Below are 12950 nucleotides of genomic sequence, written 5' to 3' on the forward strand. Positions count from 1 at the left end.
TGCCGACAAGCACGGTCCAATCCCGAACGGCGGACGCCGATCGTCGCGGCTGGCGTCCGTCGTCCAGCCGGATCGATTTTGCACCACCGATGTGCGCATTTCCGCACTCAAAGCCTGACCCCGGCAGACTTATTTCCTGGCTCTCGGGGTTCTTCCCGAACGACCAAAGGCAGAGCCTGAAGGGAAAAGTCATGGGAAAGCTAGACGGTAAGGTTGCAGTCATCACGGGTGGATCGAGCGGCATGGCGCTGGAGAGCGCCAGGCGGTTCGTTGAAGAAGGCGCCTATGTTTTCATCACGGGCCGGAGACAGGAGGCACTGGACGAGGCCGTCAAGCTGATCGGCCGGAACGTAACCGGCGTTCGCGGCGACGCGTCCAATCTCGACGACCTCGACCGCCTGTTCGATACAGTCAAGCGGGAAAAGGGCAAGATCGACATCCTGTACGCGAGCGCTGGCACGGGCGAAGCCGTCCCACTGGGCGAGATTACCGAGCAGCACTTCGATGCGGCCTTCAACCTGAATGCGCGCGGCACGCTGTTTACGGTACAGAAGGCGTTGCCGCTGTTCAACGATGGCGGATCGATCTTCATGACCGGGTCAGTCGCTTCGATCAAGGGTTTTCCAGGTTACAGCGTGTATGCGGCGAGCAAGGCGACGTTGCTCGCATTCGCACGCGGGTGGCTCAACGAACTCAAGGGCAGGAATATCCGGGTGAACGTGCTGCACCCAGGGCCGATCGCCACACCGATGCAGGACCAAGTTCTCACAGAGGAGGCGAAGCAGATGTTCGAATCCCTGATCCCGCGGGGAAAGATGGGGCGTCCTGAAGAAATTGCGGCGGTCGCGCTGTTTCTTGCTTCAGACGATTCGAGTTTCGTGAATGGGGTGGAGTTGTCTGTCGACGGCGGCTTCTCGGCCATCTGAAATCGCGCCGGGTCGCGGGAAGCGGCTGACCGGCGGGAACTATCATGTCCATGGTGGAACGACCACGCAAAGGTCGCCACACAGCGGAACGGATAACCCAGCGCCGTTGAAGGCTGGGCAAACAAAACCAACACGGATCGGAGAAGCATTATGAACTACGCGATTGTAGGATTCGGTAAGATAGGCCAGGCCCTCGCCCACGCCTTCGCCCGTAAAAACATCGACGTGGCCGTCGCGAGCCGCCGGCCGCCCGAGGCGTTGGCGCCGCAGGCTCGGGCGATTGGCCCCAGGGTCGTCGCCAAGTCGCTGCGGGAAGCACTCGAGGCCGACACAATCATTTTGGCGGTCCCTTTCGGGGACCATCGCGAGGTTGCGAAAGCCCTGCCGAGCTGGAAAGGCAAGACGGTCATCGACGCGATGAACGCGTTTCCTGTCCCTGAAGAGCTGGACGGCCTCCCGTCCTCCGCCTTCGTTGCGGAGTCGTTCACCGGCGCCAAGTTCGTGAAAGGTTTCAATCACCTGATTGCGGCCACCCTGGCTGCCGATCCGATCGTCGAGGGCGGCCACCGGGTGGTCTTTCTGTCGAGCGACGACGAGGACGCGATCGCTCCCGTGGCGGCCTTGGCCAAACAACTCGGGTTCGCACCCGTCAAGCTGGGAAAGCTCAGCGAGGGTGGCGCGCTGGTGCACGCACGCGCCAGCACTTGGGGCCAGCTGATCTTCCAGGATTTGTTCAAGAAGGAGCAGTAATCGATCTACGACCGTGTGATCGACGCCGAGAACTGGTCGCGCGCGCTAACTTCTTCGAGCAGCGCGCGACCAAATATTTGAAGGCCACAAAGTCGCGAAGGTTGGGGTGGGCCTGACGGCGTATGGGCGCCGTTCGAAGAGCGCGGAGACGCCCGACAGAGCGGCAGATCACGGGCTTGAGACCTTTGCCCCGGCGATGGATAGACACGTCCGTCTCTTCCAAAACTTACGATCGGCTGCCGCCGTACACCTGCAGCGCGAACCCAGCGACGGCTGCAGAAATCAAATCGTGTCACGCTTTCGGCGCCAGGCGATTTCGCGATAAAGCGCCTCGGGACTGACACCTACTTCACGGGCCAGCGTTGACCAGTGTCCTCTGGCGGGAAGGCTCCCATGCCAGGAAACCCACGCGTCGAGGCGGGCCGCGACTGTCTTGAGGCACAAGATCTCCGACTGCAGTCGCGCCTGCTGAACTTCGTGTGCCAGATGGCGCGCCCAAGCGATCGCCAACTCCGTGTCCTCTTCGATCCGGGTGAGCAGGCCGCCGCGTGGAATGGCCCAGGTCACGGCAGCAACTTCCGCCTGGGCCGCGCAATGGTAAGAGGCTGAATACAACGAGGCTTCGGCCAAGATGGAATTTGGACCCGCGCGTTGAAGGATCAGCGCCGTCCCGTTGTCTTGATGCCTGACCAGATGAACAACACCTGAACGCACAACGTGGATAAACCGGACGGGATCACCCAGATGAAACACCGGTGCTCCCGCCACGAACTCGATATCGCGGCCTTCCAAATGGTCGAGCAGGGCAATAAGCGGGAGCGACATGATTTCTATCATGTAGCGTTGCTTGAGGCTGTGGCAAGCATGCCTGTCCAATGGAGCAATTGCCATGATACGCGCCCTCGCACTCGCCGCCTGCTTGATTCCTTCCGCGGCCTGTGCCCAGCAAGCCCAGACCGGCGGAATGGACCACAAAATGCATATGCAGATGATGAGTGGGCAAGCCGCCGGTGCTTCGGTCCCGACGGAGCCGGGCCAAGGCGCGTTCGCGGCGATCCAGGAGATCGTAGCCATCCTGGAGGCTGATTCCGATACAGACTGGTCCAAAGTGGACATCGACGCCCTGCGTGCGCATCTCGTCGACATGAACGCGGTTACTTTGGCCGCCGATGTGAAGAGCGAGCCGGTCGCGGGCGGAACCCGCTTCCTGGTCACAGGTTCGGGAGCCGTTCAGGATTCGGTGCGCCGGATGGTGAAGGCCCATGCGGCGGCGATGAACGGGGTCGACGGTTGGCGTTTCGAGGCTTCTGACATCGACGGTGGCGCATCCCTGACCGTGTGGCCGCCGGCGAAGGATGCCGCCAAACTGCGCGGCCTCGGATTCTTCGGGCTCATGGGGCGTGGCATGCATCATCAGAACCACCACATGATGATCGCGCGAGGCAAAAGTCCTCATCTCTGATACGGGAACCGGACAACTTCTTAGCTGAATTATCCGCGGGTGAGCTCGCCGTTCCTCGCGTTCGCGGGCGAGGTCGGTATTCTCGGTGTCCGACTGGGAGCTGACCGAGACATACTCGCCGGCCGCCATCGACATGGCGCCCGCCACCAGCCCGGCTATGCCGGCGACCAGAACCTGCGAATTCGGCGCGGCGGCCGACGCCACCCCGACGACCAGGCTCGCGGTCGAGACGATCCCGTCATTGGCTCCCAGCACGGCGGCGCGCAGCCAGCCGATGCGCGACACAAGATGGTTTTCGACATGCAGCCGGCTCATGCTTTCCGGATCGTGCCTTCGAGTTTCGTGGCGGCGGCGACTGTATTGGAAATCGTGCCGTACTTGCGGACGTTCTTGTGAAGCAGCTCCAGCCGCTGGTCGGTTTCATCGGTGTCGACGACAAGCTCGTAGTCGATCGAGGTAATCCCCGGTGGGCTGTCGCGCCGAACGGCATGCAACGCGACCTTGACGCCGCGCAGCTTGAAACCGAGCATCGGCGTGACGCGCTCGATGCCCTTGATCATGCAGGCGGCGATGGCCGCCAGAAGCAGTTCGGCTGGATTGAAGGCATCGGGTCGGCCCTCGAGACAGGTGTCGAGAACAAGCGCGGCGTTCTTGGTCGTGGCGACGCTGCCTCGTGCATCGGTCCGTCGGGCTTCAATGTTGTATTCGAACATTCCGTGGCCTTTCTCGCTGGTGCTTGCCTGCTTGGTATAAGCAGCGCCTGAGCTTTTCTACCGGCAAATCGAGCGCCCGGTATTGATCGAGGTCAGATCGCGGCTGACCGCCAAACGTCCTAGCGGACGACCAGGACCGGGATATCGACGTAGGAAAGTACCTCGGCGGTCTGGCTTCCCAAGAGCAGCTTTCCCAGTCCCTGGCGCCCGTGCGAGGCCATGACGATGAGGTCGCAGCCTTCTGCCTTGGATAGCTCTAGGATCGCTTGCGCTGGTCTCTTGTTCTCTAGATGAACGACCTTAGCGTCCACGCCCAGGTCCAAAGCCGACGCCTTGCATCGATCGAGGATCTGCCCGGCAAAGCGGCGCCCCTCTTCGACATAAGCACGGAAATGTTGGCCAGCCGAATAGCCTGACATCGGATCTCGCCAATCGAAGAGAGGGAACGGTTCGGTGACATACAAGAAGACAATCTTTGCCTTCAGACGGTTGGCAAGCGACAGCCCTTGCTTCACGCCGATCTCCGCCAGCTCAGATCCGTCCGTGGCGACTAACAGACGTGCATACATCACAATGCCTCAAAGGCTTTCGATTGCGTCTCGCAGCATGTTTCGCACCTGCTCGGCCGGACCACGTAACGCCGCGTTCTCAATCGCAGCCATTGAGGCAACCGGGTCGATCGCAGCGACTTCCACCTGCCCTTCGCCCAGTTCCTGAACGATGACGTTACAAGGCAACATGGTACCGACCTTGTCTTCGATCGACAGCGCCTCAAGCGCCATTTTGGGATTGCAGGCACCAAGAATACGGTAGTTGCGGTAGTCAATCCCGAGCTTCTTCTTGAACGTCTCCTTGACGTCGATCTCGGTAATGATGCCGAAGCCGGCGTCCTTCAGAACCGCCGTCGTGTGTTCGACCGCCGCATCGAAGCTGGAGTCCAGCATCTTGGAAAAATAGTAGCTCATGATCTTGTCCTTGTTGGTTCAGCCGGAAGCTGAGGTTGGTTGATTGGTCGTTGCAGGCTCTGCCGGCACATCGGTCCTGGTGTCCTGCCTCGAGCCGCCGCGCAACGCCACGTAGATGGCGGGAATGACGAGCACCGTCAGCAGCGTCGACGAGGCGAGGCCGAACAGCAGCGAAATCGCCAACCCCTGGAAAATCGGGTCGGTCAGGATGACCGCCGCCCCGATCATCGCTGCGATCGCGGTGAGCAGGATCGGCTTGAAGCGGATGGCGCCGGCCTCGAGCAACACGTCGACCAGCGGCCTGTCGGTGCCCTTGGAATGGCGAATGAAATCCACCAGCAGGATCGAATTACGCACGATGATGCCGGCGAGCGCGATGAAGCCGATCATCGAGGTGGCCGAGAACGGCGCGTCGAAGGCCCAATGGCCAAGCATGATACCGATCAGGGTCAGTGGGATCGGCGTCAGGATAACCAGTGGCAGCCTGAACGAACCGAACTGCGCCACTACAAGAATGTATATGCCGAGGATCGCCACTATGAAGGCCGCGCCCATGTCGCGGAAGGTGACCCACGTCACCTCCCACTCGCCGTCCCACAAAAGTGTCGGCTTGGATTCGTCATCCGGTTGCCCGTGCAATGCGATCGTCGGTTTCGGGAGGTTGCCCCAATCGGCTTTGGCGATGGCATCGTCTACGGCGAGCATGCCGTAAACCGGCGCCTCGAACGCGCCCGCGAGCTCCCCCATCACCATCTCGGCGGGCCGGCCATTGTGGCGGAAGATCGGGTAGGATGCCGGTTCACGCGTCACCCGCACGACGTCGCCGAGTTCCACCACGTCGCGCGCGCCCGGTAGCGCGTTCGCCGGGACCGGCGTCGTAAGGGCACGCTGGTCGACGACGCCGTCGCTCTTCGAGAGCGCCACGCGGATCGGGATCGGCTGGCGGCCGCCGCCGCGATGCGAATAGCCTACCGTCGTGCCGCCGTAGAGGTAGCTCAGCGTGTCGTATACGTCGGACTGCTCGACCTTGTAGTATTCGAGGTTGTCCTGGTCGATCGCCAGCCGCACGCGCTGCGGCTGGTTGTGGAAGCTGTCGTCGACGTCGACGATGAACGGAATAGAGGAGAACGTCTCGCGCACCTTTGCCGCCACCGCGCGGCGCGTCTCGGCGTCGGGGCCATAGATCTCCGCCAGCAGGGTCCCGAGCACCGGCGGACCAGGCGGTGGCTCGACCACCTTGAGCACGGTGCCTTCTGGCATGGCAATGCCCTTCAGCCGTTCGCGAATGTCGAGGGCGATGGCATGGCTTGGACGACTGCGCTCGCCCTTCCCCGCTAGGTTGACTGCGACGTCGCCCTGCTCGGGTCCAGAGCGAAGATAGTAATGGCGCACCAGGCCGTTGAAATTGAAAGGCGCCGCTGTACCGGCATAGGTCTGGAACGAGACCACCTCGGCTACGTCGGCGAGACGGTTCACCACAGCCTGCAACAGCCGATTGGTGTCCTCGACAGAGGAGCCTTTGGGCAGGTCCGCAACCACCTGCAATTCGGTCTTGTTATCGAACGGCAGGAGCTTCACAGTGACGTGCTTGGTGTAGATGAGCACCATCGAAGCCATGGTCGCGGCGCCGACGACAAGCAGGAAGGTCCACGACCGAAACCGCGACTTCAGGATGGGCCTAGCGACCGCGATATAGGCGCGACCGAGCGCGCCACCGGGGCTACTGGCATCATGGGCATGCGCCGAGGCGTGGTCCTTCTTCCCGAACTTCATCATCAGCCACGGCGTGAGCGTCACCGCGACAAAGAAGGAAAACAGCATCGCCGCCGAGGCGTTGGCCGGGATCGGGCTCATATACGGCCCCATCAGACCAGACACGAACAGCATTGGCAGCAGCGCCGCGACCACGGTGAGCGTCGCCACGATCGTCGGATTGCCAACCTCGGCCACGGCGTCGATGGCCGCCTGCTTGCGGGACCGCCCATCATCCATGGCCCAATGCCGGGCAATGTTCTCGATCACCACGATCGCATCGTCGACGAGGATGCCGATGGAAAAGATGAGTGCGAACAGGCTGACGCGGTTCAGCGTGTAGCCCATGATGCGCGAGGCAAACAGTGTGAGCAGGATCGTCGTCGGGATGACAACGGCCACCACCAGCGCCTCGCGCCAGCCTATGGCGACCGCAACGAGCACGACGATGGAGATCGTCGCGAGGCCGAGGTGGAAGAGCAGTTCATTTGCCTTCTCGTTCGCGGTCTGGCCGTAGTCGCGGGTCACGACCATGTCGACGTCCTTCGGGAAAATTTCACCCCGCACCTGGTCAAGGCGCTTGACGATCGTATCCGCGATGACAACGGCGTTGGTGCCCGGACGCTTGGCCACTGCCAGCGACACGGCCGGCGCCCGTTCAAGCCCCTTGTCGGACTTGATGACGTTGGTGACCCGGTTCTCTGCCGGCGACGTTGCCAACATGATTGTGGTCACGTCGCGCACATAGACCGGCCGCCCGTCCCGCGCAGTCAGAAGCAGGTTGCCGATGTCGGCGAGGGTCTGCAAGGTCTGGCCGGCAATCAGCACACGCTGCTTGCCCTCATCGCGCACCGTGCCGATCTGGAAGGATCTGTTGGCGCCAGCGATTTTGGCCGTCAACTGCTGCAGCGTGATGCCGTAAAGAGAGAGTTTTTCCGGATCCGGCTCGACCTGGATCGCTTCCGGCTGTTCGCCGACGATGTAAGTCAGGCCAATATCCGGCAGCTTGGCGACCTCGACTTGCAGTTCGTGCGCCAACCGAGTCAGATCGGCCGAGGAATAGCGGCTGGCCGCCTCGGGCGTCGGCGTCAATGTCACCACCACAATGGCCACGTCGTCTATACCACGCCCAACGATCAGTGGCTCGGGTATGCCAACCGGGATGCGGTCCATATTGGCGCGCACCTTGTCATGAACGCGCAAAACGGCGGCGTCGGAACTGGTACCGACCTTGAAGCGGGCAGTCACCAGCACGCCGTCGTCCACGGTTTGCGAATAGACGTGCTCAACACCGTCAATGCCCTTGATGATGGTTTCCAGCGGCTCGGTCACGAGCTTGACGGCATCCTCCGCCTTCAGCCCGTTGGCCGCGACATGGATGTCCACCATGGGCACGGAAATCTGCGGCTCCTCCTCGCGTGGCAGCGTGGCGAGGGCCACAAGCCCGAGTGCCAGCGCCGCCAACAAGAAGAGCGGCGTCAGCGGCGAGGCGATGAACGAGCGGGTGAGCCCGCCGGCGATGCCAAGTTTCATGGCAGGACGACCTTGTCGCCTTCGGCGAGGCCGGTCAGAACTTCGACCCGCAGCTCTCCGTCATCCTGGTATCGCTGGCCCAGCACGACCGCCACGTCGAGTGGTTCGTCCGGTGTATTGACTGTGACGTAGTCGATCCCGTGTACCGTCCTGACCGCCTTTGGCGGCACGCCAAGCATGGTCCGCTTCGCGACCGGGATCGATACCAGCGTGCGCTCGTTGACGAAGAATTTGCCTATGTCGGCGACCTCGACATCGGCGATGACGCGGCCGTTCTCGATCTCTGGATAGACCTTGGCGATGCGGCCCTGGCGGGCCTTGACGAAGCCGCCGTCCGCGCCGGCGCCGCGTTCGGCGATATCGACCTCGGCGCCCTCCTTGATCTCCGTCGCATGCCGCTCCGGCAGCGACAGTCGCAGATAGTATTGTCCCGACGCGATCCGGGCGACCGGTTCGCCTGCCATGATCACCGAGCCTGCCGTGACGGGAACCGTCAGCACCCGACCGTCGGCCGGAGCCAAGGTATCGCCTTCCTTGGCGCTCTGCTGGGTAACGGCCTTCTCGGCAACCGCGGCTGCCAACTGGCTGGTGATGACGTCGAACTGGGTCTGAGCTGCATCGACCCGGCTCTGTGTTGCAGCGCCTTTAGTCAGCAAATCCTGGGCGCGCTGCAGATCGGTCTTGGCATTCTCCATCTGGGAATTAAGGGCGCCGATCTTGGCATCGGCTGCGCGAAGCTGCAGAGCTATTTTGTCGTCGACTACGGTAGCGACCACATCACCCTTCTTAACGATCTGGCCTTCAGTCACCCGCACCTCGGTGATGGTACCGGAAATGCGCGCTCGTGCCGGCACGATCGTGCGGCTCTCGACCTGACCGTAAACGGCCTTCATCTCGATGACGGTGGCTGCCTTGACTGTGAAGTCCCCCGCGAACGCGCTGCCGTCGACGAGCAGCGTGATGGCGAGCAGAAGCCCGTCGGCCAGGAGGAATCGTGCGTATCTCATCGCAATGTGCCGTTCTCGGAACGAATTGAAAGGACGGGAGGCACGAAGGCACCTCCCGTATGGGACGCCAATCCTGGAAAGTCGGTGTTACTTGAAGGCGACGCCGCTCTTGCAGCCTGCTTTCTTGAAGACGATCGCCGCCGGGCACCAGCCCGTCACCGAAGCCTGCACCATATTGAGCCCGGCAAAGGCGGTTAGGAGGAACCAGTAGGGTGAATAGTAATAGCCGAGCGCAACGGAGATCAGCACCATGAACCCCGCGAACATCAGAACTGCCTTGTCGATAGTCATAATCTTGTCTCCTGAAATCTGCGCCGTGCCTATTCGGCCGGCTCTATGTGAATGGCCTTGAGCTTCTTGATGCCGAGCAAGTCGAGTGCCAGTCCCTCGTAGAAGGTCTCGCTCTTGCCCTGACGAACCTTGTGCAGGAAGTATTTCTCGAACCCCACCTTGGCCGCGTGCACCCACTTACCCTGCGATGACCAGTTGACGTTGCGTGGCGGGATCTGCGGCTGCGCCACGAAGGCGATGCCTTCGTCGCCGAAGTCAGCCAGGCAGACCGCGTTCCAGGTTGCGACAGCCCGCGGTTCCTCGCCGCGCAACAGTGCGCCAATGTTTTCCGCCGTCGCGGTGACCATGGATTCGATCATGAAGCCGGTCTTTGGAACACCAACCGGCAGCGGCGTCTTGCCGACGGGGGGAATGGCGACGCAGACGCCGATCGAAAAGATGTTCGGATAAACCTGGTTCCGCTGGTGCTTGTCGATCGTGACGAAGCCGCGCGGATTGACCAGGCCCTCTATGTCCTTCACCGCCGGCACGCCACGGAAGGCCGGAAGCATCATCGAGAACGCGAATGGCAGGTCGTGCTTGGCCTTCAGCCCACCATCCTCGTTCACTTCCTCGACATGCATGGTTCCGGCATCGACTGAAGTCACCTTGGCGTTCGTGATCCACTTGACGTGCCGATCGCGCATGGCACTCTCGAGCAGGCCCTTGGTATCACCGACGCCATCCAGGCCGAGATGACCTATATAGGGCTCCGGCGTCACGAAGGTCATCGGCACGCGGTCGCGCACCTTGGACCTGCGTAGCGCGGTGTCGAGGATAAAGGCGAATTCATAGGCGGGTCCGTAGCAGGATGCCCCCTGGACGGCACCGATGATGACCGGACCCGGCATGCTGACGAGTTCATCGACCTTCGCCTTCGTGGCGGTCGCATGGTCGATATGGCAGATAGACTGCGTATATCCGGCAGGTCCGAGGCCGGGCACCTCATCGAACGCGAGATCCGGCCCGGTCGCGATGATCAGGTAGTCGTAGTCGACGAACGTACCGTCATTGAGCTCGATCCGGTTTTCCTTCGGATACACTTTCTTGGCGCCCTCGGGTTTGAGCGCGATGTTGCGTCGCTTGAAAATTGCGTGGAGGTCGACAGAGATGTCGTCGCGGTTGCGCCAGCCGACCGCCACCCACGGATTGGAAGGCACGAAGGAATAGGATGTGCCGAGATTGACGACGGTGAGGCTGTCATCGCGGCGCAGCTTCTCTCGCATTTCATAGGCCATGATGGTTCCACCAAGACCGGCCCCGAGGACGACGACATGTGACATAGGGTTTCTCCCGATGTTTCTCGTTCAAGCAAACTGACAGAAAGGCAGCAGGCTTGCGTTGATCTGGCTCAATTCCCGAGCCGGGCGGCACGATGGTAAGGTTGTGCCGTTCGCAAGCCAGACCGATGGGCTTGCATTTAACATTCAAATACTTTAAATTCAATAGTATGAATGTAAACGAGATGATCCCGGCTTCGGGAAAGGCGGCGGACCTGCTCAGGAGCCTGTCCCATCCGCAACGGCTCCTGGTCCTCTGCGCGTTGGGGAAGGATGAGCGCTCTGTCGCGGAACTGCGCGAACTGCTTGGCATCGATCAAGTACCGATGTCGCAGCAACTCATGCGATTGCGTGCTGACGGCCTGGTCGAGTCGCGCCGAAATGGCACGACTGTCTACTACCGCATCACACGGCCGGAAGTGCTCACGGTCGTCGAAGCGCTTCACTCGGCTTTCTGTCCCTGACGAGAAGCTGTTGCAATTGACAATCTCAAAGGCGGTGCATGGCATGCCGCATCCGGAAGAAACAGGAGAAGTGCAATGTTTGGATTTGGAGCGCAGTCGTCGGTCAGAACGCTGACACCGACGCAAGTGCGTCAGATGGGCGACACGATCACGCTTGTCGATGTTAGGGAGAACGCCGAGTGGGCGTCCGGGCATATAGCCGGGGCCATTCATATTCCTTTAGGCAGGCTTCGTGAGGAGATGGCGCTCATCCCATCCGACAAACCCGTGGTGTTTTATTGCCAGGCCGGCGGCCGTTCATCGCAAGCGATTGCCATCGCCAAAGCTGGTGGACAATCGCACGACACCCATCTGGGCGGCGGCATCGGCGCCTGGCGTGCGCAAGGCTTTCCTCTGGCAAGCTGATGGGGACGGCGTTTTCACAATGGAGGTTTAGTCGCGGCGTCTCACGGCGCTTCCAAGTGCTCAATTCTTTCGGAGGGCTGCGCGCGAACCGCGCGCAGTTCGTACCAGAGGGCATTCAGGATGCCGACCGTGGTGGCCAGTCCGAGGCCGAGGATCCAGGCGAAGTACCACATCTTTGCAATCTCCAGTCTGATTCAATAGACCGATGAACCGGCCTCGCGCACGGAGGCTTCGCTGACCTTTCCCCAAAGCACGCTGTAGACCCAGGCCGTATAGGCAAGGATGAGCGGCAGGAAAATGACGGTTGCGATCAGCATGTTGCGCAAGGTCGCCCGGCTTGAGGATGCGTCGAACACCGCAAGCGAATGGCCCGGATTTGTGCTGGACGGCAGGATGATTGGGAACATCGCCAGGCCGACAGTCGCAATGATGCAGAAAATGCCAATCTTCGACGCAATGAAGGTCAGGCCTTCGCGACGCGCGCGGAAGCCGGCGGCGGCGATCAGCGGCGCCACAATGCCTAGCGCCGGAACCAGGCAAAGGGCTGGCGTGGCGTGGAAGTTGCGCAGCCAGGCACCTCCGCTCGCGATGACGGTCTTGCCCAGCGGATTTGACGGGCCATCCCAGACGATCGCGCTCGTGATCTCGTAGCCGCCGAGCAGCCCGAGCCAGACAAGCACGCCACCGCCGGCGAACAAGATGGCAGCGGCCAGCGCGGCCTTACCGCCGATGATACGGGCGCGGTCAGCCACCGTCCCTTCCGCCTTGAAGGCCAGCCACGCCGCGCCGTGCATGACAAGCATTGAAAGCGAAACCAGGCCGCAGTAGAGCGCCACCGGGTTGAGAAGGCCGAACAGGGTGCCCTCATAGAACGGCCGAAGGTCAGTGTCGAAGTGGAACGGCACGCCTCTTAGCGCATTGCCCACTGCCACGCCAAAGATGAGCGCCGGCACGGCGCCGCCTATGAACAACGCCCAGTCCCAATTCGAACGCCAGCGCGAGTCTTCTCGCTTGGAGCGGTACTTGAAGGCGACCGGCCGCAAGATCATCGCGAACAGCACCAGGAACATGGCGAGGTAGAAGCCGGAGAAGCTCAACGCGTAGAGCGCCGGCCACGCAGCGAAGATGGCTCCGCCGCCAAGTACGAACCAGACCTGGTTGCCTTCCCAGACCGGTCCGATGGTGTTGATGGCAACGCGCCGCTCGATGTCGGTTTTTGCGACGAAGGGCAGCAGTGCCCCTACGCCCATGTCAAAGCCGTCGGTCACCGCGAAACCGATCAAAAGGACGCCAAGCAGCACCCACCACACGATCCGTAGCGTTTCGTAGTTGAAGAGAAAATCGATCATCGTCGTTGTTCCTT

The 12950-nt window shown here is 61.5% G+C and carries 15 protein-coding genes and 1 pseudogene; 5 read left to right on the forward strand and 11 right to left on the reverse strand.

What is annotated here, in order from left to right:
* The first annotated feature begins 191 nt into the window (after nt 1-191).
* Both ASD99_RS14815 and ASD99_RS14820 read left to right on the forward strand, forming a co-directional pair.
* Nucleotides 192-926 carry an SDR family NAD(P)-dependent oxidoreductase gene (locus ASD99_RS14815; protein WP_056581866.1) on the forward strand — a complete coding sequence of 245 codons (735 nt, stop codon included), beginning with the start codon at nt 192-194 and terminating at the stop codon, nt 924-926.
* A gap of 150 nt (nt 927-1076) precedes the next feature.
* Nucleotides 1077-1676: an NADPH-dependent F420 reductase gene (locus ASD99_RS14820; protein ID WP_057144080.1), complete on the forward strand. Its 600-nt coding sequence runs from the start codon at nt 1077-1079 to the stop codon at nt 1674-1676.
* A 282-nt stretch (nt 1677-1958) separates the two neighbouring features.
* Here ASD99_RS14820 and ASD99_RS33900 read toward each other — a convergent pair whose 3' ends face one another.
* On the reverse strand, nt 1959-2567 hold the full coding sequence (locus tag ASD99_RS33900) for a Crp/Fnr family transcriptional regulator (protein ID WP_057144081.1): 609 nt from the start codon (nt 2565-2567) through the stop codon (nt 1959-1961).
* On the opposite strand from ASD99_RS33900, the gene ASD99_RS33905 reads away from it, so the two are divergent.
* Nucleotides 2566-3138: a hypothetical protein gene (locus ASD99_RS33905; protein WP_057144082.1), complete on the forward strand. Its 573-nt coding sequence runs from the start codon at nt 2566-2568 to the stop codon at nt 3136-3138. The two genes, ASD99_RS33900 and ASD99_RS33905, sit on opposite strands and share 2 nt — an antisense overlap.
* A 36-nt stretch (nt 3139-3174) precedes the next feature.
* Here ASD99_RS33905 and ASD99_RS32195 read toward each other — a convergent pair.
* The 8 genes and pseudogenes from ASD99_RS32195 to ASD99_RS14865 form a co-directional block, all read right to left on the reverse strand.
* A pseudogene (locus ASD99_RS32195) lies at nt 3175-3453 on the reverse strand (VIT1/CCC1 transporter family protein); the annotation flags it as partial.
* Entirely contained in the window at nt 3450-3851 is a 402-nt protein-coding gene (locus tag ASD99_RS14835) for an OsmC family protein (RefSeq protein ID WP_056581870.1), read from the reverse strand. The gene ASD99_RS14835 and the pseudogene ASD99_RS32195, both read right to left, overlap by 4 nt.
* Before the next feature lie 119 nt (nt 3852-3970).
* Nucleotides 3971-4420, reverse strand: a complete 450-nt coding sequence (locus ASD99_RS14840) for a universal stress protein (RefSeq protein ID WP_056581871.1) — start codon at nt 4418-4420, stop codon at nt 3971-3973.
* A 9-nt stretch (nt 4421-4429) separates the two neighbouring features.
* Nucleotides 4430-4816, reverse strand: coding sequence for a DUF302 domain-containing protein (locus ASD99_RS14845; protein WP_056581872.1), 387 nt, complete (start codon nt 4814-4816; stop codon nt 4430-4432).
* An 18-nt stretch (nt 4817-4834) separates the two neighbouring features.
* A complete protein-coding gene (locus ASD99_RS14850; RefSeq protein WP_057144083.1) occupies nt 4835-8101 on the reverse strand; it encodes an efflux RND transporter permease subunit in 3267 nt (1088 codons plus the stop codon).
* The gene (locus ASD99_RS14855) at nt 8098-9108 is read right to left on the reverse strand and encodes an efflux RND transporter periplasmic adaptor subunit (RefSeq protein ID WP_057144084.1); all 1011 of its coding nucleotides are present in this window, start codon (nt 9106-9108) and stop codon (nt 8098-8100) included. Before ASD99_RS14855 ends, ASD99_RS14850 begins: the two co-directional genes overlap by 4 nt.
* A gap of 87 nt (nt 9109-9195) precedes the next feature.
* Nucleotides 9196-9399 carry a DUF2892 domain-containing protein gene (locus tag ASD99_RS14860; RefSeq protein WP_056581875.1) on the reverse strand — a complete coding sequence of 68 codons (204 nt, stop codon included), beginning with the start codon at nt 9397-9399 and terminating at the stop codon, nt 9196-9198.
* A gap of 29 nt (nt 9400-9428) precedes the next feature.
* Nucleotides 9429-10721, reverse strand: a complete 1293-nt coding sequence (locus ASD99_RS14865) for an NAD(P)/FAD-dependent oxidoreductase (protein WP_057144085.1) — start codon at nt 10719-10721, stop codon at nt 9429-9431.
* A gap of 182 nt (nt 10722-10903) precedes the next feature.
* Here ASD99_RS14865 and ASD99_RS14870 point away from each other — a divergent pair, with 182 nt between their 5' ends.
* Both ASD99_RS14870 and ASD99_RS32200 read left to right on the forward strand, forming a co-directional pair.
* Nucleotides 10904-11182, forward strand: a complete 279-nt coding sequence (locus tag ASD99_RS14870) for an ArsR/SmtB family transcription factor (protein WP_244497749.1) — start codon at nt 10904-10906, stop codon at nt 11180-11182.
* 75 nt (nt 11183-11257) lie between these two features.
* A complete protein-coding gene (locus ASD99_RS32200) occupies nt 11258-11587 on the forward strand; it encodes a rhodanese-like domain-containing protein (protein ID WP_082583279.1) in 330 nt (109 codons plus the stop codon).
* Nucleotides 11588-11628: 41 nt separating this feature from the next.
* On the opposite strand, the gene cydX is transcribed toward ASD99_RS32200, so the two are convergent.
* Entirely contained in the window at nt 11629-11760 is a 132-nt protein-coding gene (cydX, locus tag ASD99_RS32205) for a cytochrome bd-I oxidase subunit CydX (RefSeq protein ID WP_082525216.1), read from the reverse strand.
* Nucleotides 11761-11781: 21 nt separating this feature from the next.
* Entirely contained in the window at nt 11782-12936 is a 1155-nt protein-coding gene (gene cydB, locus ASD99_RS14875) for a cytochrome d ubiquinol oxidase subunit II (RefSeq protein WP_057144087.1), read from the reverse strand.
* Nucleotides 12937-12950 lie beyond the last annotated feature (14 nt).

This window comes from Mesorhizobium sp. Root695 (assembly GCF_001428185.1).
Lineage (GTDB): Bacteria > Pseudomonadota > Alphaproteobacteria > Rhizobiales > Rhizobiaceae > Mesorhizobium.

What these genes read in the sequence shown, in the direction of transcription:
- ASD99_RS33905 (WP_057144082.1), top strand. Translation starts at nt 2,566, where the DNA reads ATGATACGCGCCCTCGCACTCGCCGCCTGCTTGATTCCTTCCGCGGCC.
- ASD99_RS14845 (WP_056581872.1), bottom strand. Translation starts at nt 4,816, where the DNA reads ATGAGCTACTATTTTTCCAAGATGCTGGACTCCAGCTTCGATGCGGCG.
- ASD99_RS33900 (WP_057144081.1), bottom strand. Translation starts at nt 2,567, where the DNA reads ATGGCAATTGCTCCATTGGACAGGCATGCTTGCCACAGCCTCAAGCAA.
- ASD99_RS14850 (WP_057144083.1), bottom strand. Translation starts at nt 8,101, where the DNA reads ATGAAACTTGGCATCGCCGGCGGGCTCACCCGCTCGTTCATCGCCTCG.
- ASD99_RS14865 (WP_057144085.1), bottom strand. Translation starts at nt 10,721, where the DNA reads ATGTCACATGTCGTCGTCCTCGGGGCCGGTCTTGGTGGAACCATCATG.
- ASD99_RS14870 (WP_244497749.1), top strand. Translation starts at nt 10,904, where the DNA reads ATGATCCCGGCTTCGGGAAAGGCGGCGGACCTGCTCAGGAGCCTGTCC.
- cydB (WP_057144087.1), bottom strand. Translation starts at nt 12,936, where the DNA reads ATGATCGATTTTCTCTTCAACTACGAAACGCTACGGATCGTGTGGTGG.
- ASD99_RS32200 (WP_082583279.1), top strand. Translation starts at nt 11,258, where the DNA reads ATGTTTGGATTTGGAGCGCAGTCGTCGGTCAGAACGCTGACACCGACG.
- ASD99_RS14840 (WP_056581871.1), bottom strand. Translation starts at nt 4,420, where the DNA reads ATGTATGCACGTCTGTTAGTCGCCACGGACGGATCTGAGCTGGCGGAG.
- ASD99_RS14855 (WP_057144084.1), bottom strand. Translation starts at nt 9,108, where the DNA reads ATGAGATACGCACGATTCCTCCTGGCCGACGGGCTTCTGCTCGCCATC.
- cydX (WP_082525216.1), bottom strand. Translation starts at nt 11,760, where the DNA reads ATGTGGTACTTCGCCTGGATCCTCGGCCTCGGACTGGCCACCACGGTC.
- ASD99_RS14820 (WP_057144080.1), top strand. Translation starts at nt 1,077, where the DNA reads ATGAACTACGCGATTGTAGGATTCGGTAAGATAGGCCAGGCCCTCGCC.
- ASD99_RS14815 (WP_056581866.1), top strand. Translation starts at nt 192, where the DNA reads ATGGGAAAGCTAGACGGTAAGGTTGCAGTCATCACGGGTGGATCGAGC.
- ASD99_RS14860 (WP_056581875.1), bottom strand. Translation starts at nt 9,399, where the DNA reads ATGACTATCGACAAGGCAGTTCTGATGTTCGCGGGGTTCATGGTGCTG.
- ASD99_RS14835 (WP_056581870.1), bottom strand. Translation starts at nt 3,851, where the DNA reads ATGTTCGAATACAACATTGAAGCCCGACGGACCGATGCACGAGGCAGC.